The 22,023-nt window shown below is 43.3% G+C and carries 17 protein-coding genes; 4 read left to right on the plus strand and 13 right to left on the minus strand.

Annotated features, from left to right (window positions below):
• Nucleotides 1-115: 115 nt before the first annotated feature.
• Nucleotides 116-475: a VOC family protein gene (locus tag BM210_RS02800; protein WP_091164193.1), complete on the minus strand. Its 360-nt coding sequence runs from the start codon at nucleotides 473-475 to the stop codon at nucleotides 116-118.
• A gap of 239 nt (nucleotides 476-714) precedes the next feature.
• Nucleotides 715-2,895 carry a malate synthase G gene (locus BM210_RS02805; RefSeq protein ID WP_091164194.1) on the minus strand — a complete coding sequence of 727 codons (2,181 nt, stop codon included), beginning with the start codon at nucleotides 2,893-2,895 and terminating at the stop codon, nucleotides 715-717.
• A 299-nt stretch (nucleotides 2,896-3,194) separates the two neighbouring features.
• On the opposite strand from BM210_RS02805, the gene BM210_RS02810 reads away from it, so the two are divergent.
• Entirely contained in the window at nucleotides 3,195-4,163 is a 969-nt protein-coding gene (locus tag BM210_RS02810; protein WP_177237588.1) for a DMT family transporter, read from the plus strand.
• A gap of 71 nt (nucleotides 4,164-4,234) precedes the next feature.
• Here the strand turns inward: BM210_RS02810 and BM210_RS02815 are convergent, their stop codons facing one another.
• The 3 genes from BM210_RS02815 to BM210_RS02825 form a co-directional block, all read right to left on the minus strand.
• Nucleotides 4,235-5,095 carry a CAP domain-containing protein gene (locus BM210_RS02815; RefSeq protein WP_091164197.1) on the minus strand — a complete coding sequence of 287 codons (861 nt, stop codon included), beginning with the start codon at nucleotides 5,093-5,095 and terminating at the stop codon, nucleotides 4,235-4,237.
• 314 nt (nucleotides 5,096-5,409) lie between these two features.
• Nucleotides 5,410-5,592: a hypothetical protein gene (locus tag BM210_RS02820; protein WP_091164198.1), complete on the minus strand. Its 183-nt coding sequence runs from the start codon at nucleotides 5,590-5,592 to the stop codon at nucleotides 5,410-5,412.
• A gap of 133 nt (nucleotides 5,593-5,725) precedes the next feature.
• A complete protein-coding gene (locus BM210_RS02825; RefSeq protein WP_091164200.1) occupies nucleotides 5,726-6,958 on the minus strand; it encodes an aminopeptidase in 1,233 nt (410 codons plus the stop codon).
• Nucleotides 6,959-7,221: 263 nt separating this feature from the next.
• Here BM210_RS02825 and BM210_RS02830 point away from each other — a divergent pair, with 263 nt between their 5' ends.
• Both BM210_RS02830 and BM210_RS02835 read left to right on the plus strand, forming a co-directional pair.
• On the plus strand, nucleotides 7,222-7,926 hold the full coding sequence (locus BM210_RS02830; protein WP_091164201.1) for a hypothetical protein: 705 nt from the start codon (nucleotides 7,222-7,224) through the stop codon (nucleotides 7,924-7,926).
• Complete coding sequence (locus BM210_RS02835; RefSeq protein ID WP_091164203.1) at nucleotides 7,923-8,639, plus strand: hypothetical protein; 717 nt, start codon at nucleotides 7,923-7,925, stop codon at nucleotides 8,637-8,639. Before BM210_RS02830 ends, BM210_RS02835 begins: the two co-directional genes overlap by 4 nt.
• 25 nt (nucleotides 8,640-8,664) lie before the next feature.
• On the opposite strand, the gene BM210_RS02840 is transcribed toward BM210_RS02835, so the two are convergent.
• From BM210_RS02840 to BM210_RS02860, 5 genes are all read right to left on the minus strand, one after another.
• Entirely contained in the window at nucleotides 8,665-10,269 is a 1,605-nt protein-coding gene (locus BM210_RS02840; protein WP_091164205.1) for a helix-turn-helix domain-containing protein, read from the minus strand.
• Nucleotides 10,270-10,274: 5 nt separating this feature from the next.
• Nucleotides 10,275-12,041: a cache domain-containing sensor histidine kinase gene (locus tag BM210_RS02845; protein ID WP_091164207.1), complete on the minus strand. Its 1,767-nt coding sequence runs from the start codon at nucleotides 12,039-12,041 to the stop codon at nucleotides 10,275-10,277.
• A gap of 124 nt (nucleotides 12,042-12,165) precedes the next feature.
• Entirely contained in the window at nucleotides 12,166-13,926 is a 1,761-nt protein-coding gene (locus BM210_RS02850) for a glycoside hydrolase family 3 protein (protein ID WP_091164209.1), read from the minus strand.
• 254 nt (nucleotides 13,927-14,180) lie between these two features.
• On the minus strand, nucleotides 14,181-15,011 hold the full coding sequence (locus BM210_RS02855) for a carbohydrate ABC transporter permease (RefSeq protein ID WP_091164211.1): 831 nt from the start codon (nucleotides 15,009-15,011) through the stop codon (nucleotides 14,181-14,183).
• Nucleotides 15,012-15,023: 12 nt separating this feature from the next.
• Nucleotides 15,024-15,953: a carbohydrate ABC transporter permease gene (locus tag BM210_RS02860; protein WP_091164715.1), complete on the minus strand. Its 930-nt coding sequence runs from the start codon at nucleotides 15,951-15,953 to the stop codon at nucleotides 15,024-15,026.
• Nucleotides 15,954-16,247: 294 nt separating this feature from the next.
• On the opposite strand from BM210_RS02860, the gene BM210_RS02865 reads away from it, so the two are divergent.
• Entirely contained in the window at nucleotides 16,248-16,637 is a 390-nt protein-coding gene (locus tag BM210_RS02865; protein WP_091164214.1) for a hypothetical protein, read from the plus strand.
• A 101-nt stretch (nucleotides 16,638-16,738) separates the two neighbouring features.
• Here BM210_RS02865 and BM210_RS02870 read toward each other — a convergent pair whose 3' ends face one another.
• The 3 genes from BM210_RS02870 to BM210_RS02880 all read right to left on the minus strand — a co-directional run bounded on the left by BM210_RS02870 (nucleotide 16,739) and on the right by BM210_RS02880 (nucleotide 22,019).
• On the minus strand, nucleotides 16,739-18,079 hold the full coding sequence (locus BM210_RS02870) for an ABC transporter substrate-binding protein (RefSeq protein WP_177237590.1): 1,341 nt from the start codon (nucleotides 18,077-18,079) through the stop codon (nucleotides 16,739-16,741).
• Between the two features lie 112 nt (nucleotides 18,080-18,191).
• Nucleotides 18,192-19,538: an ABC transporter substrate-binding protein gene (locus BM210_RS02875; protein WP_177237591.1), complete on the minus strand. Its 1,347-nt coding sequence runs from the start codon at nucleotides 19,536-19,538 to the stop codon at nucleotides 18,192-18,194.
• Nucleotides 19,539-19,853: 315 nt separating this feature from the next.
• Nucleotides 19,854-22,019: an alpha-amylase family protein gene (locus tag BM210_RS02880; protein WP_091164218.1), complete on the minus strand. Its 2,166-nt coding sequence runs from the start codon at nucleotides 22,017-22,019 to the stop codon at nucleotides 19,854-19,856.
• Nucleotides 22,020-22,023: the final 4 nt, after the last annotated feature.

The raw sequence follows: 22,023 nt of genomic DNA on the forward strand, positions 1-22,023 counted from the left end.
TAAGAGATCACCTCCTGTCCCCACTAGTATCCCTGCAAACAAGTTAACTATTCCCCAACCCATTGTTGGGCTTCTGATGAAATGGCGACAACTCTTGTTGTCACCTTCAATGACTTCATTCGGATTGTGCATGTGCAAGAATATTGATTAGCTTGCCAAATGGGTCTCGGACATAGAATCGCCGAACGCCCCAAGGCTCATCAGCCGGCCCATATTCGATCGGAAACCCAGCTCTCTTCATGCGTTCAAGCGCAACATCGACATCATCGACTTCTATTGAGAGATCAGGCGTAGATGTGTTGGACCCTCCCTGCGAGGCAAAACTAATTTGAATGCTCATTTCCTCGGGCGAGCCATAAGTTCCAATCCAACCATGATCCATCATTAATTCGAGACCGAGCACATCCTGGTAAAAACATTTAGCTGCATTTATATCCGGCGTATCTATATTGGCAACGATTCGTTTGACCTTCATTCCTAACCTCCTAGCATACGCATTATTACATTTTAAAATAAGATAATACATTCGACATATTACAAATATTCCCTCTTAAAATCCATAAATCCGTACAGCTTGTTTGGTTAATCTGCCCGTTTACTGCTTTAATTTTCAGTCATTTGGAATTAAGCACAAAAATACCGCCGTTTCCGACGGCGGCCTGCATAGTAACTACCTATCTAACACGTTCGCTGGCTTTTTTATACAAATACAGCTTAGGCTTTCAAAGCAGCGCTGGATTTATATTCAATACGGCGACGATGCAAAATCGGCTCTGTATAGCCATTCGGCTGATTGTAGCCCTCAAATACGAGCTCGCAAGCAGCTTGAAAGGAAATTGATTGATCGAAATCAGCGGCCATCGGGCGATAAATCGGATCAGCGGCATTTTGCCTATCCACTACAGCAGCCATCCGTTTCAGCGTTTCCAACACCTGCTCCTTCGTACAAATGCCATGGTGCAGCCAATTGGCGATGTGCTGGCTGGAAATACGCAGCGTAGCGCGGTCTTCCATCAATCCAACATTGTTAATATCCGGCACCTTGGAGCAGCCGATTCCCTGTTCAACCCAGCGAACTACGTAGCCCAATATACCCTGTGCATTGTTGTCCAGCTCCTGTTGAATCTGTTCAGTGCTCCACATCGGGTTATTTTCCAATGGAATTTGCAAAATATCGTCGCGCAAATCGCCAATCATTTGCTTTAATTGATCTTGAACCTGCAGCACATCGACCTGATGGTAATGGAGTGCATGCAGGGTAGCCGCTGTCGGTGAAGGTACCCAGGCCGTATTGGCACCTGCCTGCGGATGTCCGATTTTTTGCTTCAGCATGTCGCTCATCAGATCCGGCATCGCCCACATGCCTTTACCAATCTGGGCATGGCCCTGCAGACCACAATCCAGACCGACGTTCACGTTCGATTTTTCATAGCTTTGCAGCCATCTGGAGGTTTTCATCTCGCTTTTGCGAATCATCGGGCCTGCTTCCATGGAGGTGTGCATCTCATCACCTGTACGGTCAAGGAACCCCGTATTAATAAAGACAATCCGTTCTTTAACTTCACGAATACAGTTTTTCAGATTCAATGAAGTCCGCCGTTCTTCGTCCATCACGCCAATTTTAAGCGTATTCCGCTTCATACCAAGCATATCCTCGACGCGATCAAACAATTCATTGGCAAAAGCCGCTTCCGCCGAACCATGCATTTTGGGCTTCACAATATAGATAGACCCTTTGGCTGAATTCTGATAAGGCCCGTTGCCGAGTAAAGTATGCTTGGCAATTAAGCTGGTCATCACCGCATCCATAATACCTTCCGGAATCTCCTGACCATCCTGGTCCAGAATCGCATTGATCGTCATCAAGTGTCCTACGTTACGAACAAATAACAAGGAACGTCCACGCAGGCTAATCGCATCTCCGGTTGGTGACTTATAGTCACGGTCCGGGTTCATTGAACGTGTCACGGTGCTATTTCCTTTCGCGAAAATCGCCTGCAAATCGCCCTTCATGAGTCCCAGCCAGCTGCTATATACGAGCACCTTATCTTCGGCATCCACCGCGGTTACTGAATCCTCACAATCCATAATCGTCGTTAACGCCGATTCCATGACAATATCCTTCACACCAGCTCCATCCGTCTGCCCAATGGCATGAGCACGGTCAATCTGGATTTCAAAATGAAGTCCATTATTGCGCAGCAGCACAGCAGAAGGACTTGCTGATTGTCCCTGATAGCCAGCAAATTGGGCAGCATTTTGCAATCCGCTTACGGACCCATCCTTAAGCGATACCGATAATTGTCCGCCTGTGACTGTATAGGCAACAGCATCATGATGAGAGCCACTGCTGAGCGGTGCCGTCTGATTAAGAAAATTTTTGGCAAAAGCAATAACCTTTTCTCCACGTGCCGGATTATAGGCAGCTTGACGTTCCGCTCCACCCTCATCACTAATCGCATCCGTTCCATAAAGCGCATCATATAGACTGCCCCAGCGAGCGTTCGCTGCATTCAACGCATAACGCGCATTATTGACAGGTACAACCAACTGTGGTCCGGCCTGTACAGCAATTTCATCATCGACATTATCGGTAGTTACCTTGAAATCTGCTGCCTCAGATTCCAAATATCCGATCTCCTGCAAATACGTCTTATAAGCATCAAAATCAAAGTTGTTCTTGTTATTTTTGTGCCAATCATTCAACAACTGCTGAAGCTCATCCCGTCTGACCAAAAGAGCTTTGTTCTTGGGCGACAAATCATGGATTAACGCATCCAGCTCAGACCAAAAAAACTCACCATCCACACCCGTCCCGGGAAGCGCTTGCGTATTGATAAAATCATAAAGAACCGAAGCAACCTGAAGTTTTCCAACTTTAATATAGTCTGCCATTGTGTTTTTCCTCCTAAGGATTTCGCTTTAGCGAAATCAGCATCGTAAGCATTATCTTGGATTTCGCTTTAACAAAATCAGCATCGTAAGTTCAACTTGGACTTTACTTTTGGTACCTGTATTCTAAAAAAATAATCAAGTTCCATATAATGAACTTTGTTCATAAAATATTATAACTCCATTGTAGCATCAATTCACTTGAATGGTCAATTTAAAAGTAGCTGATTTTCTTGTCCATGCGATCCTCTCCACTGTGTTACAATCAGAAGATATTGGAATATTTATATTGGAGGATTTATATGGGTGAGCTGCTTGCTATCGGGGCGCTGCTGCTATTTTCTTTGAACGTTATCATTACCAAGGTCGCCAGTAGCAGGCTTGATTTGAATACCGGATTTTTAATTTCCATATCGATGAATGTGCTGTTTGCCGGTCTGATTTTTCTAGGGCAGTGGGTATGGAACGGATACGCCATGGAGTTTCACGGACTGGGCTTTTTCATGTTCATGTTATCCGGATTATTTGCCTCCTACCTCGGCCGTTATCTGTATTTCGATTCAATTGCCAAATTGGGACCTGCCAAAGCCAGCACATTTATGATCAGTAATCCGCTGTTCACCGTTCTCATTTCGTGGTTGTTTCTGCATGAGCAGCTGCATGCACTGGAGCTGGCTGCGATGCTCATCGTATTAGTGGGGCTTTTTATCGTGAGCTACAAGCCTGCCCAAGCAGGTCAACCCTTAAAAGCACAGGCAGCATCTGGAGCAGACGGCACCTCGGTTAACTCAAATAAACTATTAGGTCAGCCTGCCAAAAACCGTTGGAGTGGATTTATTCAACCCGGAGTTTGGTTAGCTTTGATGGGCTCAATATCGTACGCGCTTGGCAACATTACAAGGGGAACGGCTATTCACGATTGGAATGAGCCTGTATTGGGAGGATTTGTGGGTGCTTTAACAGGGTTGCTGCTCCAGCTGCTGCTGAATAAAACGACAAGAACCTTCCTGACCGATCTGCGTTCCGCGGACAGAAAAGGTGTTTGGCTTTACGCAATAAGCGGGGTACTGACGATATCGGCACAGATCGGGCATATGGCGGCTATGCATTACATTCCCATATCGGTTGCTACTCTGATCACCAACTCACAGCCGCTGCTGGTCATACCACTAAGTTACTTTCTGCTCAAAAACCAAGAGGGCATCAACCTGCGTACAATAACAGGGAGCTTGCTTGTGCTGCTCGGGATAGCTGCCATCATTTTGAATTAACGTAAGCCTCATAACCCAATAGAAAAGGCCGCATCTTAGCGGCTTTTTCTTCATGTAATCCACTTGTTTTATTAAGAAATAAATTCTTGAACCCATTCACCATTGAAATAGCCAATACCAATTTTGGTATAAGTGTTGTTCAAAATATTTGCTCTATGTCCTTCACTATTCATCCATTCGTTCATAACCTGCTCAGGGCTGGTTTGGCCTTTGGCGATATTTTCACCTGCCGTGCTGTATGTGATCTGGAACTTATCCAACATCTGGAACGGTGATCCGTATGTCGGCGACGTATGGTCAAAATAATTGTTATTGTACATATCCTGAGCTTTGACGAGAGCCATTTGAGACAGCTTATTATCCATCATTAGGGCAGCGAGTCCTGAACCCGTTCTTTGTTTATTAACCAGCTGTAGAACCTGCTGTTCATATGGGCTTGATAAATTTTTATCTGCAGGATTTACTGCTGGGTTTGTTTCTGGGCTAGTTCCGGGGTTCGTTGCTGGATATGTTCCTTGATTCGTTCCTGACCCCGTCCCCGGGCTCATTTCAGGATTTGTCCCCGGATTTGTTTCTGGATTGGTCACCGGGTTTGTACCGGGGTTTGTTCCTGGATATGTCCCGGGGTTCATCCCCGTGCTTGTTCCAGGATTCGTCCCCGGGCTCGTTCCGGAGTTCGTCGTAGGGCTTGTCCCCGGAACTTGGTCTCCCGTAAGCCAATTAGGAGGCGTAAATGGATCTTGCTTTGTCGTAATCGTTGATTGTTTTCCCCCTGTTGAAGCTATAGATGATGCCTGTGTAGGTCCATTCAATGCATCCCGAGTAGGCGTCTCCATACGTATTTCTTTAGCCTGCTGCATGCGTGTCATGCCATCATTCCTCGTGCAGCCTGCTGACAGCAGGATAGCGGCGATAATAATTAAAGCTTTCATGGGTATCCCCCTCAATAAGTTATTGTGAGCTGTGACAGCATACATTGAGTTCTGTCACTATATACTCACTTAATATACCCATTGGAGATTTACATTAATGCTGGTAATTCCATAGCAATCGCTACCACGATGAACACAAATGTCGAAGCAACAATATAAAGTATTCACGAATAAAATTTTCTTTAGCCTACCTGTTGGAGTAGAAAAAGAAAACCCCAGAGCAATTGATATGCATCAATAATTCCTCGGGATTTTCTATACTGTGCTGCTGGATTAGTCATCCAAGTGTTAGTTCCGACTTTGAGCCAACTTTTCTAAACTCCATTTAAATCAAGCGGTTCCTCTTCATTACCTTCATTAAGGTCATCCTTCATTACATTCACAAAAGTTGTGCTTTTCGCATTTTCCAAGGTGTCGTTTACAAAAGCCATATCTTGATTTTCCGCCTTCGTATTCGTTGTCCCTACATAGTTATTTTTATGCTTTTTATTTTCCATTTTAAATTGCCTCCTTATTAGGTTGTAAGTACATAAGGATAGGATGCCCCATAAGGGGCTCAAACCATTAAAAAAAGCACAACCTTTGTGGTTGCGCTTCGGTTTGAATCATAGGAAAAACTTTACTTTGTGGTCAAAATGCCCAATTGCCCTTATGAAATACAGGTTCTCTGCTGCCTTCTGCTGTCACTCCGTAAATGTCCATCTCTGCGGAACCGATCATAAAGTCCACATGAGTAATACTGGTGTTAAGTCCTTTTGCCTTCAACTCATCCTGCGACATCTTCTTGCCGTCTTTGAGACAAAAAGCATAGGCGCTGCCAATCGCCAAGTGATTAGAAGCATTTTCATCAAAAAGTGTATTGTAATAAAGAATGTTTGACTCCGAAATAGGAGAGGCATGAGGAACCAGAGCAACCTCGCCCAAATAATGAGACCCTTCATCCATATTGATCAGGTCCTTCAGCGTTGCTTCACCCTGAGAAGCCGTGCAATCAACAATGCGACCATTTTCAAAAGTGAGGGTAAACCCGTCTATAAGTTGACCACCATAGCTTAATGGTTTTGTGCTGGACACTTTGCCATTAACCCCGCTGGCGAATGGAGCCGTAAATACTTCCTCTGTCGGCATGTTGGCGACAAACGCATTCCCGCTCTCGGCAATACTGTCAGCAGCCACCCAGATATGTCCTTCAGGGAGTTCAATGGTCAGATCGGTGCCAGGGGCTAGATAGTGCAATTTTTTGTATTTCTTGGCATTGAGATGGTCAGACTTCTCGTTCAATCTACGGACATGCTCTTCCCAAGCCTTGATGGGATTTTCCTGATCGACTCGCACAGTTCGGAAAATCGCTTCCCACAGCTTAGCTACTTGATCTGCCTCTGGCACTTCAGGAAACACCTTAGCCGCCCAATTTTTCGAAGGAGCTGCAACTACACACCAGCTGAATTTATCAGACTGTAAATACTGCCGATACTTTGCCATCGCTTTACCGTATGTCTTTTGATGATTGACAATTCGCTCTTGAGATACGCCTTTGAGCAGGTCGGGATCGGACGATACGACACTGATTACCGCGGCGCCTTTCTCGACAAGCTCCAGCATTTCCCCAGCATACCATTTAGGCTCTTCCAAGAACGACTCCTCTGCCGCCATATCGTATCGCAAACGGGATACGGTGTCATCCGTCCAATTGACCTTAACCAGATAGGCACCGGCTTCATAAGCCTTTTTTGTGATGACCCGAATCAACTCGGCTGCCTCAATCGAACCGTTAATAACGAGCGTTTGTCCCTTTTGAATATTAACACCGATTTTGACGACGAGCTCGGCATAGCTGCTTAACTGTTGTTGGAATTTCAGCATTGAGTATCCTCCTATGAATTCATGGTTTCTCTTTACATTTTAATGTATATAAACAGAAAAGCAAAAGTTGATCAAATTGGGTGATTCTAATATGGGTAATTGGGGTATTCACCAATGATAGGCAAAAGGGGGCTCAGATGTGCATACAAGTTTGCTTTGAAGCTGGTACTAGAGAAATGTAGTACTTATTATGAACCAGAGGTTGCTGTAATATAAAATCAACACGATGTATTCATGATTAATATCGCAGGGGGTGCCTACTATTGAAAACGAATCAATTCATCTTGATTGTTCTCTTCCTTATGTGTACATCATTTTTAACTGCATGTGGAGAAGGAAAGCATTCAGGCAAAAGCTATGATAAGGATATACTCAATCATCTTACATACAGATATAATGAAGATTTCAAGATCATAGACCGGGTAGGCGAAAATTCACAAGGTTATGAGAAGTTATTGATAACTCCCGTTAACAATCCTGATATCAAGTTCCTTGCCGCTATGAACTATTACGCAGGCATAGGGGACATTATGAAGTCCAGAAAAATATCACATCAATTCATGGAAGGCCTCTTTTTCGCTTATGCTCCTGAACTGTATGCCAAGCATCTTAACATCACGATCCCGCCTGATTATTTCAGTCATACACTTAAATATGGTGATGCCTTAGAACCTACAGGTGCTACTGCACCAGTTCCTTATGTGGTGACAGGCGTTAAGGAACAAGACCTTATTGGTCTTTCTAAAAGTTTTTTTGAGGTTCTAAAAGGCATCTATGCACATAGACCTCCTAAAAATATCAATGGCCTTACAGGAGATTTTATAAAGCTGCCGTATACGTTTGAGGGAAGCCATCAAGTGAACTATGTCAAGCTGGGTTTAGCCGACGCATTTCCTTATGACTCCTACGTGATATATAACCAACTTAAGCAAGAGTATGACAAAGTGTCAGAGAAGGTGAAACCATGACAAATAAGAGTTCAATGCTAATTGTTGTATTATGTCTCCTACTGATGACAGGCTGCTCATTGGGCAAGGCCAAATCAGGAGGGAGTTATCAAAAAAATACGGCTGTCCTCTTGAAGGCTATATACAGCATCGATTTTTCTTTTTCCAAAGTTGTAGGTAAAAACGATAGCGGATTTGATATCCTCGAATTTTATCCTGACATGAATCCTGACCTTAAGTTTGAGTATCAGAGCTTCGTGAGCGAGAATTATCCAAAAGCAGGCGATAAGTACGATTACAAACAAAATTTTATTGAAGTGCTCGTGATACAAAAGTATGCCGATGTATACTCGAAACATCTGGGCAAAAACGTAAATGCTTTGTCAATCCGTGAAAAATATCGAACCGTTGATTATCGAAAAGTAAGGTTCACAGATTTCTTTAAAACAACGGATTATGTCATAACCATTTCAGAGCCTAACATCCAAGAGATGTCTCACAAGATGAACGCGATGTTAGAAGAAATAGCTAAATTTCCTGAATTGAAACGATATGGGGGTGGCCCAATTCGAACGATGGCATACCGGTTTGATAATCAGAAAGACATGAAAGCCGCTTACTACTTATCAGAGAATGTATTCCATTCCGCTTACGGTCAATTAGAAGAAGCCATCACGAAAGATATAACACAACGTTACCAGTATATGAAGGAAACTGGTGAACTGAACAGCTAACCCCTATCGTTCTCCTCCTGCTCTTTTATATCTTATTGCGGTATTCCGTAGGTGACTGGCCCGAGTAGGCCCGAAACAATTTAAAGAAATAGCTGCTATTGTCAAAACCAAGCTCCTCTGAGATTTGTTCTACACTTTGATTGGATTGATTCAGCAACTCCCGAGCCCTCTCCATCTTGCTTTTCGTGACAAATTCTACAAACGTTATTCCAGTTTCCTTTTTAAACATTCGGCTGAAATGGGAATAATTAAGATCTAATCGTTTGGCCATTTCTTCCATACTGATCTTTTCGTGCAGATGCATCAGCACATAACGCTGGGCCTCGACGATTTCTTTGCGTTTGGAATGATCCTGATGGGTTTGCATGATTTCCATTTTTTCTATTAAAACATGAATTAACCATTCACCCAGATGATCAAGGGTATCGATCGCATATACAGTGTGCTGCAGCAGCTCAGCACTGTAATTCGTTAAAAAGTACTGCATGACCGTATATTTCAATTCTATATCCGTAACGATCTTTAACACCCAGCTGCGAACGGAATCCATCGGATATTTATGAAGATTGATGTGTGCAATCCATTTGTTTATGGTCTCTTTTATATAGTTAACATCACCATTTAGGATACAATTTTTAAAATCATCGGCAGCTGCTGAATAATGGACAAATAGATCATCCTTAGTTGTCTCCAGCTGCTGATTTTTTAGGATGCGGTGTTCTCCTGAATAAAAGCGAAAGGTTTTGGCATGCAGTAATAAAGTCACCTGTTTTTTCAATACCGACATCGTATCGCAAACTTCACCATAATAAAAAGAGGTTCCAATTTTCATATATCCCCTCATTGAAGCCTGAATCATTTGCAGCTCCTTGTTGATTTCCTCACGAATATTCCGCTGTATCGACTTCGGAAATGGATACAAAATATAGTAATGCCGCTCGTTTAGGGTGATGACCACATTCCCTTCAATATTAACCGCTTCGCTGAGCGCATTATCTATGGCGAACTGAAGCTGATGCCCGCCTCCAAACCTCGCCTCTAAATCCGTAAAACGTTCAAGCACGCAAAGCACAGGTAAATAGGGTATCTCTTCGGAGAGAAGAATGCCTAAACTACGGGCTTTTTCCGTCCATTCTGATAGATTCCATAACGGTTGTTCGATCAAAGCACGCAAAAATGCCGTCCTTAAGGGTGACAGGCTTTGAACAGCAACATCCTGCAATTTTTGCCGATCACGGCGAGCTGCTTTTTCTTCGTTCAGCTGAATCGTAAGTTGACTCAATATATCGACCAGCTGTTCGATGCGAAGTGTTTCTTTTAATATATAATCATTTACATTCAGCTTGACAGCCCTTTGTGCAAATTGAAAATCCTCATGACATGATAAAATAACGGTCTTTAAGTCAGGATTGATAGCTCTCGCAGCTTCAATTAAATCTAATCCATTCATGATGGGCATTCCAATATCAGTAATCAGGATATCCGGTGGCAGACGTTTACACGCAAGAGCCGCTTCACCTCCGTCAGAGCAAGCTTGGGTAAGCTCTAACCCGAGTTCTTTCCATGGAATTTTGGCCTCCAGGTATTCAATAACAGGCATATGATCGTCAGCTATAATCACTTTATACATAAGTTTTATTCTCCATTTTTAATTGGGATCATGAACAGGATCGTCGTACCTTGATTCAATTCACTTTCTATCGTCATTTGAAACCGCTCACCATAAATTAACTTTAACCGTTCATATACATTGGAAAGTCCTATTCCGCCAGATATGGGCTTGCTTCCATGGTGGGTAGATTCTTCTATGATTTGTCGCTTATTCAGGAGCAAGCTTTCCTTCAGCTGGCCCAATGTCTCTGAATCCATGCCAAGTCCATTGTCCGTAAGTGAAATCAACAAGCTTTCTTCTACTTGATCCACATGTATCGTGATGCAGCCGCTTTTTCGGGAAAAGCCATGCTTATAAGCATTTTCAATAATGGGTTGGAGTATGAACCGCGGAACGGTCTCGAGAAGAAGCTCCGAATTCAACTGGATACGAGAAACGACCGGATGCCTTGTCGTAAAATTCATCAAGTCCATATACTGCTTGGCCATCTCGATTTCAGCAACCAAAGACACAAATTCTTGTTGGGTTGAAATGGTAGATCGCAGTAAGGTTGATAAAGAACCGATCAGTTCGGCGTTCTCATGATCATCTTTCATGAGCAGCTTTAAACGGATGGAGCTAAGCACATTAAACAGGAAATGAGGATGAATTTGTGCATGCAGCATGGCAATTTCGGCTTGCCGCTTAAGCTCCTGCTCAAGCTTAACTTGCTCCAGCATTTGAATAATACGGTCAAGCATTTGATCGAAAGCACGACCCAGACGCCCTACTTCATCTCTTCCTCTTATGTTGGATCGTATCTCAATATCACCAGCTTCAACCTTAAGTGCAACCTGGCCGAGCACTTGAATGGGTTTTGTAAATTTACGCAGCAAATACGCAAGGATAAAAATAAATCCAACAACAAACAACACTTGTAAAACCAAACCAGATCGGGAGATATTGTTCAATCTATCCGTCAATTGCTCGTAAGGAGCCAGACTAACCAAGGTCCAGCCTGCATGACGAAGGGGGACCGCTACATGGAGGTGCGTTTGACCATGCAAGCTAATAGTCTCCGGGGACTCAATAATCCCTTTCTGAATAAGGTGTTTGAAGTCATCTCCAATGTACATCTTATCTCTATGGGACAGTATGCGGCTATTCGGGTCCAACAGAAAAATTTCCTCGGAAAATTTATCAAAAATATGACTGAACGTAGTCTCCGTTCGGCTTACAATTAAATATGCAATCGGATTGGATGAGCTATCTGTTAATACTCTGGCTGTCATGATGACATAAGGATTCTCTTCTGCCTGAGACTTTATATAATTAGGCTGAACGCCTATAAAAAGTGTATCGAGGGCTGAATAGTGAGATAATTCACCAAGCCATGATTGCTTCCTGAAATCCGTAGGTTCAAATTCATAATACGAATAACTGGAATAGTAACGGCCATCCATCATGAGTAGAGTAAGCTTCATATCCGGCTTATCGTTAACCAGCTGTTCCAGTTTCGTCGTGACCGCCTTCGATACCAAAGGTCCAGATGTTCCTTGAAGCAAGCTCTTCAGCTCCGAATCAAATTGTATCATGTTCGATACCGCTACCATCTCGTCGATGACCTTGTTGATTTGAGTCTGTACATTTTGCAAGGTCTGATTGGCACTCTCCAGCGTATGCTCGCGAATAATCCGCTGCGAAAAAACATTGGTGATATACAGCATGATCAGAGTAGGCAAAATTAAACAAGCAATCGATGTCATAATTATTTTTTTTCTAAGCGATAGATTTTGCAAAAATAAGTTCATTATAAGCTCCTATTGTAGAGACTAAAGAACAAACAACAGAAGACATCTTGCTCAGGAGCCAGATGCCATTCCGTTAACTACTAGATTATATCATGAAAGAAACCTGATGGTGTATGCGTTGGTTTTAAATACGGGTATCCCATACGCCGCAGAACGCATCCACTTCGCTAACTCCTTTAAAGGTCGATTCGCCGGTGATCTTGGAAATCGTTTCCTGGATGATGGTTCTGGTAGGCGCGTACGCGTTGATGTAGGTCTTGACCATCGGCACATCATACAAATGAAACGGATTGTTCAGGGAAACAAATACGGTCGGCATCGATGTGACATACCATGGAATCTCGCTGCTCATCGGTGAGGACCACTTGATACGAGCATAATTTTGTTGGGCAAAATCCTGAACATTTGCAAACAAGATCACCGCATCATATGCATCTGTAAATGCTGAAATCTTCTCACGTTTAAATCGTTGGACAGCAATTGGCGCTTTCTTGTCATCAGCACTTTCCTGTTTGGCTCGCGCCATCTGCTCGGAAGGTGTTTCATACAAGGTGACGGCGAAGCCTGCTTTCTCCAATTCTTCAACGATCATATCTTTGACGCCTTGCTGTTTTTGCCCAAAAAATACGAGGTCATCACCGAGAACATACACCATAATTCGACGATGCGTCTCCGGCTTAAGAGGCAAATCCGCACGCGTTTGTTTCACAAGCGTGATGGATTGATCAGCAACTTCTCTCGCCATTGCCTTATGCTCTTCACATCCGACTACACTTAGAGCTGTTTTCGGCGGTACAAGCGTGCCTGCTTGCTGTTTACCAGGCAAACCAAGGGAAGCCTTTAAACCTAAGATGCGAGTAAGCGCGTCTGTCAGACGTTGTTCGGTAATAATTCCATCCTTGTATCCATCCATCATAAACTGAAAATCCTCTTCGGGATCATTAAAAAACAAGAACATGTCGCAGCCAGCCGCTATAGCGTACGGTAATTGGTCTGAGCGTTTCATAGCCGATGTAAGTCCCAACATCGCAGAAGCATCAGTAAGCACCAGTCCATTAAATCCAAGCTGCTCGCGCAGCAGACCCGTAACTAATTCTGGCGATAAGGTTGCAGGCAGGATATCTGCATCTGTCATATTGGGGTTTAACCTACGGGAGTATGCAGGTAATTTGATATGACCGATCATCACGCTCTGAACCCCTGCTTCAATCATCCCTTGATACACCTTGCCATAGGTTTGATCCCATTCTTCGCATGACTTCGTATTGACACTCGCTAATAAATGATGATCACGCTCGTCCACACCATCACCAGGGAAATGCTTCATCGCTGCAGCAAAGCCGCTCTGACTGATCCCGTTAAAATAGGCTTTGGACATGTCCAGAACAACATCCGGCTTATCGCTGAAGCAGCGTGTCATTGTTACCGGATTTCGCCAGTTGTAGTTAATATCAACCACAGGTGCAAATGACCAGTTGCATCCAACCGCGGCTCCTTCAACACCACTTACATACCCTAATTGATAAGCATATTTAGAATCCTGAGTAGCCCCGATTTGTACATGAGTACCAATCAATGTCCCATCTGTACAAGCCCCGTTGCCGCCCGATTCCGTATTCGCCGCAATCAGTAATGGAATCTTGCTGTTTTCCTGCAAATATTTATTTTGCTCATAGATCGTTTCTGCATTATTGGGATTATACCGCACCCCGCCAATATGATACTTTTCCAGTATTTCCTTTAAATATTCCTGATCATGACGGTATCCTAAATTAATAAACAGCTGTCCAATCTTTTCTTCGATCGTCATGGAGGCAATCATCGTTTCTACCCATTTGATATCTTCGTCGCTTAAGTGAAAAGGTTTTGCTTTTAAATCCACCATAGTTCTCAGACTCCTTTTTTGGTTGAGATTGGCCGTTCTGTATAAGATGAACCAAACATCCAGACAGCAAGGAGACGCTGCGAAAGCAGACCCTTCTTCCAATCGCTGTTGCAGCCAGATTCTTTCGATTCTTAGCCCTATACGGGTAAGAATCCGTCTGCAAAGGCGAACACTTCGTTTCTCCAGAAGGGTCCGCTTTCTCCGCTTGGGCTGTATGTTTCCTTGGTTCATCTTATATAGCTGCTAGTTGTAGTTTATCCCTTTACACTGCCCATAGCTACACCTTCAATAACATGCTTTTGTCCAATAATAAATATGATCAACAGCGGCAAAATAGCCGAAACAGCGCCCGCCATAATCAGAGAATAAAATTCACCATTCGCATCCGCAAACTTACGCATACCGATCTGAAGTGTAAACAACGCATCCGACCGGATAAAAATCAACGGGTTTTGGTAATCATTCCAGGTCCATATGAATCGCAAGATCATGTAAGTCGCCAATGCCGGCTTAACCAGTGGAACGGTGATCTTGGAAAAGATAATCCAGTGATTCGCCCCGTCGATCCGAGCCGATTCAATAATTTCATTATGAATCCCCATGAAAAACTGTCTCAGTAGAAATGTCCCCAGAACCCCCGAGGCACCTAACAAAATCAGACTGATATGGCTGTCAAATAATCCGATCCAACGCATCATAATAAATTGCGGCACCAATATGGCTTGGGAAGGAATCATAAACGTCACCAGCACGAGAACAAACAGCATATCCCGCCCCTTGAAGGTTACCTTGGAAAAACCATAGGCAGCCATGCATGAGATGAGTAATGAAAACATGGTTGTCAATACGGAAACCTTCAGACTGTTCCAATAATATAGAGAAAAGGGCAGCGCTCCCGCCCATACCTCTGTATAATTTTCTACCGCTCTCCATGTCGTCGGAATCCATTGAATGGGATAGGCTAGTACCTCCAGTTCTGGCTTGAAGGACGCTGAGATCATCCAAATGAAAGGCAAAATGAAGAATATTCCCGCACCCGCCATTATTACAGTAACTAATGCACGATCAAGACGAATTGATTTCATAGGAACACCTCCTTAATAGTTTACCCATTTCTTTTGACCTACCCATTGAATAAGCGTAATCACAAGAATGAAGAGCAGTAATACGATACCCATCGCTGAAGCATAACCCGACTTCAAATTAATGAAGGCCGTTTCATATAAGTAAAACACGATGACGGAAGTGGACCCCGCAGGTCCGCCGTTCGTCAGGATCATAATGAGATCAAAAGCTTTAAAAGAAGCGACCAGCCCGGTTATTAATAGAAAGAAAGTCGTTGGCGAAAGCATCTGCAGGGTGATGGAGAAAAATTGGCGAACGGGCGTGGCTCCATCAATATCAGCGGCTTCATACAAGTCCTTCGGTATATTCTGCAGCCCAGCCATAAATATAATCATATTAAATCCCAGAGAAGACCATACCATAATAATCATAACGGACAGCAGCGCATAATGCGTATCCGCAAGCCATAATGGCGGGTTATCGAACCCGATTGACTTTAAGAAGCCATTGATCGGTCCGTTAGTAGGATGAAATAATACCCTCCACAATACAGCAACAGCAACAAAGCTGGATATGAACGGCATAAAATAGACGACCTTGAAAAAGGTTTTGAAGTACGTCGCTTTATTAATAAGCACCGCCAATACTAAGGAAAGGAATAGCGATACCGGTACAACAGCCATCAACGCGATGTTATTTTTCATGGAAAGAATAAACTCATCATCATGAAACAGCTTTACATAATTAGAGAACCCTACGGATTTGATATTCTCTAGACCTGATATAAAGTTCCAATCGGTGAAGCTGATAATTCCAGAGAGCAGAATCGGGATAATGGTAAGCACGGTGGTCGTTATGAGCATAGGTGCGGTAAAAAAGAATCCAGCCCACGCCTCACTATCGGAACGCTTACGTGTTTGCTGCAAAGTCTTCTTGGATACGGTAACGTGCGAGCTTTCCATCAAACCTTGTTTCAAATTGATCACCTCATGTTGTTCGGATATGCTTTCATTATAGGGAGCTGAAGGAGCAAAAACATCGAAGAAATTTTTCTATTGGAAAAATTATTTGCGCGCTTTTCTGTCGACTTGTCAACGGAGGACCCAACCCAAAGTTTCCTTAACAAACAGGCAGCAATTTCGTTATCATTGCATAAAAATTTCTGTTTTTGCAAAAATCATTTGATGTGCTGAGGTTTGTATTACCTTATAGTAAGGTTAGACATTCTTTTATTGGCAATCATGAAGGAGGTTATCATGCGAGTAGATTTAAAACAAAAAATACTTTTATCATTCTATCTGGAGTATCAAAAGGATTCATCAAATTTGATGGATATTGATCATCATATAATCGGGGTAGAACCTGATCTATTTGTATCAGCACTAGAGAAATTAGAAAATGAAGAACTAATCATTTATGAACTTACCTATCCTTCAGCTAATCCTAAAATTGTGTCTTACGTTGCCATCACTCGCAGAGGAATCGATTACATTGAAAATAAGTTCGGCATTGATTCCGTTCTAAGTGGGCCAGAAAAGGTATCCAAGGCTGTAATGTCTCTCAAGCATTCTGCAGAAATCTCCAAGCTTTTAGCCAATCTACATATTCCGGTTCCCGTATGTAATAGGAACAGAGTGTCGATTTGAAGCCATAATTGATTCGGACCGCCAAAAAATCCCAAGGAAAAGCTTCCTCGGGATTTTTGCTTTGCAACCTTTATGATTTCATTTTACAGGTTCAGTTTTTTCTATTTACTGTTATTTTTTATGATTTCCTGAATTTTTTGTTCAGCATTATAAATGGTCGTTTCTCGATCTACTTCGCCAAGCAAAAATTTTTCAACTTCCTTCACATAAGCATTATCGATTTCATCATGATAAGGGGTCGGAATGTTGAATTTTTGCGCAATGCTGTTGTTCATCACATACAATAAAGTTTCCTTATCGACTTTATCCGGTGTTTTGGAGGAAGCAATGATGTTATCAAGTACGCGGGAGACATCCGCTTTTTTCCATGATGGGATATATTTGCCTTGCAGCGTTATCCCTTCCGTTGTGTACCAACGCACGAATTGGTAAGCTTCTTCCTTATGCTTCGACTTGGCATACACACCCATAAGATCTCCACCTGATGTGGTTGTGATGGGGTCGTTCTTATTTACTTTAGGATAAGGGGCGAATACCGTTTTGTAGGTTGCAGGCAATTTATCCGTTCCCCCGGTTTCTGGAATCATATAATCACCTATGAGAATCATACTCACCTTTTCATTGAAATATTGCTGTCTATAGCTCAGCTTTTGGCTGATTGTTTCCGAATACGGAGTAGCTGATTGATCAATAATTTCAGCCTGTTTTCGAATATCTAATGAGCGTCTAATTAGCGGATTATCGATATTAGGTGTCTTGCTATCGGTCCTATACAGGTAATAGTTGTCCATCTGATTGATCTGCGCGATTTGATAATAAGAAGGAAATGTATGGAAGAAAGTTCCGTACCTTTTATTCGTCCCTTCACCCTTGGTCAGCTTCTTCGAATAGTCGAGAAACTCGTCCCATGTCCAATCCTTGGGAATCGGCAGGCCTGCTTCGTTCAAATGATTGTTGTTCAGCATAACGAAAAAAGTCGTTTTCTTGGCGGGAAGTGCATAGGTCTTCTCCCCGATCGACGGGTCAATATAATATTCATCCTGAACCTTATATCCGTCCTTTGCAATGAATGGGTTTAAAGGCTCCAGCATTTTCATAGCTGCGCGCTGTGTATAATATTGAAGCTGAGAGAACAGCATGACATCAATCTGGTCTCCAGATGCGGCAGCAAGATCAAGCTTTCTCAAATATTCTACTGAATTATTATCCCCGGCAGTTACAGATTCAATCTTAATATGCGGATACTTTTTCTCGAATTCCTTATATACGGTTTTCCAATTGTCTTGGCTCTCATTGTACCAAAAGTAAAATTTCAGTATAACTTTTTCAGACTTATTATCGACAGTCTCTGAAACGGCAGCATTAGGGCCATTCATACACCCGCTGAGCAATCCTGCAATGATTGAAATAGCAGCTAGACTACAAGCTATTGGTTTACGCATCTTGTGCCCCCTTGTCTCCTCATGTAGCAACTGCTTCATTTCATGTTATGCCCTTATACAGGAAAAATCAACGGCCGCCTCAGATCGTCTGAGAGAACCGTTGATTTTGAAATTATTTGCTGTTATTTTTAATAACTTCCTGAACCTTCTGAGAGGCATTTTTAATGGCAGTATCCGCATCTACCTCACCAAGCAAAAACCTTTCAACTTCCTTCACATAAGCTTTATCAACTTCATCACTATAAGGAGCAGGAATATTGAATTTTTGAGGTATGCTGTTTTTCATCACGTTCAATAAAGATTCCTTGTCCACCTTATCCGGTGTTTTGGAAGAAGCAATCAGACTATCAATGGTTTTATTTACATCTGCTTTTTTCCATGATGGGATATATTTGGCTTGAAGTTGAATGCCTTCCGTTGTGTACCAACGAACGAATTGGTACGCTTCTTCCTTATGCTTGGACTTGGCGTACACACTCATAAGATCTCCACCTGAAAGGGTTGTCGTTGGGTCGTTCTTGTTCACTTTAGGATAAGGTGCGAAAACCGTCTTAAAATTAGCCGGTACTTTATCTGTTCCGCCGGCTTCAGGGATCATATAATCTCCTGTTAGAATCATGCTTACTTTTTCGTTGAAATATAGAGGCCTGTAATTCAGTTTCTGACTGATTGTTTCCGAATAAGGTGTTGCCGATTTATCTACAATTTCCGCTTGTCTGCGAATATCGAGTGAACGTTTAATGAGCGGGTTATCTATGTTTAATGTTTTACCGTCAGCCTTATACAGGAAGTAATTGTCCATCTGATTGATCTGAGCCACTTGAGTCATCAATGGGAAAGTGTGGAAGTAGGTTCCATACCGCTTATTCGCTCCCTCGCCTTTGGTCAGCTTCTTGGAATAGTCAAGGAATTCATCCCACGTCCATTCCTTGGGAACCGTTAGACCTGCTTCATCCAATTGATTTTTGTTCATCATAACAAAGAATGTAGCTTTCTTTGCGGGAAGAGCATAGATCTTATCTCCAATGGAAGGATCTATATAATACTCATCCTGTACCTTATATCCGTCTTTTGCAATGTAACTGTTAAGTGGCTCCAGCATATTGATAGCTGCTCGCTGCGAGTAATATTGCGGAGCAGAGAACATCATCACATCGATCTGGTCGCTGGATGCTGCAGCAAGATCAAGCTTTTTCAAATACTCGATTGAATTGTTGTCCCCAGCTGTTACAGATTCAATCTTAATATTTGGATATTTTTTCTCGAACTCTTTGTAAACATTTTTCCAATTATCCTGATCCTCATTATACCAAAAGTGGAATTTCAGTGTAACCTTCTCACCACTCTTGACAGCAGCCCCCGCCGTATCGGTACCTGCACCCGTACCACCCGCACATCCGCTGAGCAATCCTGCGATGATCGAAGTAACAACAAGACCACGAATTGTTTGATTAAGCATTGAATCCATCCCCTTTTTCATTTAATAATCTCACTCTACTGGGCCCTCAACTAAGCGTTGTAAGCGAATACAAATGAATTATAGTACAATACAAATTCATAAACATTCAACGATTTTTGCAAAAATCGAATTTTTTTTTCTGAGAGTCCACATTTTTGGGGTAAGCATTACAATTCCCAACGGAACAAAAAAATGACGTACTTTGGAGATGCCTCCAGAAGTGCGTCATTTTCCATTATTATTCATTTAAAGAACTGCGCTGGACCTGCCACCTTATCGGTTTGGTGAAGTGTCAGTTTCCAGCCTCGCACCGTTTCACTCTAGCACAACGAATTCATGGCTGACTATCGAATCAATTTGAATCGTTGCCCAGGAATCCTTAGCCTCAGGCTTTATTTCTACATGGCTTACTCGCAGGCTTGCACGCTGCGGGATCCATCCATCGACCTTGAAGGATATTTGAATCGGTCCGATCGGAAGAAATTCCTCAATATATCCGTGGGTCTGATTCGTTCCGCTTAGATTAATTACATGCAGCAGCAGCCTTTCCCCCTGCCTGTACAGCTTGCAATCCAAATAACCAGGGCCTTGTATCTTTACGGGAGTTTTGTCGGCGGCAGCCCATTGTACAGCATGAGCAAGCAAGTCACCAAGGTCTGGTAGGTGGGTACGTCCATAGCAGCGGTCTATATCACCTGCGAAGTAAAATAGGCGTCCTCCTGAGGCATGCTCTCCTGTGAACATAACAGGAATATCCGTGTGAGGCTCCCTAACCCAACTGAATTCAGGCGGGTAGATTGGGTACGAAGGGATATAGGTAGCAATTGCTTTCAGCTGCTCGTTCGTTTCCACTCTATGAACCGTTCCTCCAAAAGGCAGTATGGCGGTATTGTCAAATTCAGCAAATACCGCATGGCGCTCTTGCGGGATTCGCAAATAATTATGAGCGTCGTAAACTTCCCAATCCGGGCTTGACTTTCCGACAACTCCATCCACTTTGTGCAAATGTTGAATACCTGTAATCGATTGAAGCGGAAATGACTCCCTCACTTCGCCCCACTCATTCAGCGTTGCCGAAACCCCAGTGAATACCAGACTGCCTCCCGATTCTACAAACGTTCGGACTGCTTCGCATTGCGAATCGGTCATCGCTGCCAGATCAGGCAATATCAATACGTCCAACTTACTCGCTTCTCTCGCAATATGATCGGCGTGTACAGGTACGAATGGAATTCTCGCACGGGTCATGGCGCGAGCAAAGCCATGCCAAGGCAAGGTAACCCTTTCTTCAACTTCATCACGTCCGTAGAATTCCGTGTTTTCCTGCGACCATAGCAATCCGATATTGGCGACTGGCAAGCGGTTATATAAATAGGCTTCGTTCTGCTCATGCCACTGCATGACCGGGGGTGCATTCTGATATTGGCGCCGGTCTTCCTGGAGCGCGCCTACATGGTGATACCACGGTGAAATACCTCCGGCAATCCCATCCAGCATCCACAATTGCGTTTCCTTCGACGGATTGCTGCCTTGGCGGAAAGTGCGAACACCCCGCACATAATTGGACATGCTTTCCGGGATTAAGGTATCCCATCCTGCCAAGCTGTGCAGCAGGTAACCGTTAAGGCTGTTTTGCTCAAAGCCAGTCATATTGTCTCGAGTCTGATGATCGCACATAATGATTTTCGAGCGTTGACCCACTTCCTTCAGGTCGCAGAAATTGGTATGTGGTCTGAGCGGGTCCGCATTAAACATGCCCAGCCATAAGCAATCAGGTCCTCCGAATTCCTGTGTTACTGCATTGAATAAATCCCAATTTTCTATGCGGCAGTTATAGCTCCAAGTAATCCATTTCCGATACACCGGATCATCATAATTTGCTGTGGTTGGAAGCTCCAGATCGGCATCTGCCTTAAATTTGCTTTTGCAATAGCCGCAATGGCAAATGATCTTGCGGGACGCACCCGTCCAACTGTTATCGGTAAAACCTTCCGGCTTATACTTGGCGATAATCTCTTTGAGCACTTCCGGTATATACTCTTTATAGTACGGACTGTTCACGCAGGAAAAATAGCGTCCGTTCGATTGGGCTGGTTCTCCCTTGGCATTAACTACAAACCAATCTGGATGTGCGTCGTAAAAATCCTGGGTTGCCCGGTTAATGTCCATTCTCGCCAAAACGACCAAGCCCGCTTTTCTTGCCTCCGCTGTAAATTCCCCGAATAAATCTGTATCGCCTAACCCAACCGCCCGATATTGCATGGCCTGATCACTGGGATAATAGGCTACAATACCGCCTGCATTAATAATGACGCCCTGTACCTTGGTTTGCTTCCAGTAATCTTTCCAAAATTCCTTATCCCAGTTGACAGGGTCCATCTCGGTCAGATTGGTCTGTCCCCAACGAACTGTCCTTTCAAACCATGGGCTTTCCTCATTTGTTGCTGTAAGCTCTGTAAGCTTCGTTTGATCTGTTGTCATTGTT

Origin of the sequence: Paenibacillus sp. 1_12 (assembly GCF_900114475.1) — a bacterium.
Classification (GTDB): domain Bacteria; phylum Bacillota; class Bacilli; order Paenibacillales; family NBRC-103111; genus Paenibacillus_S.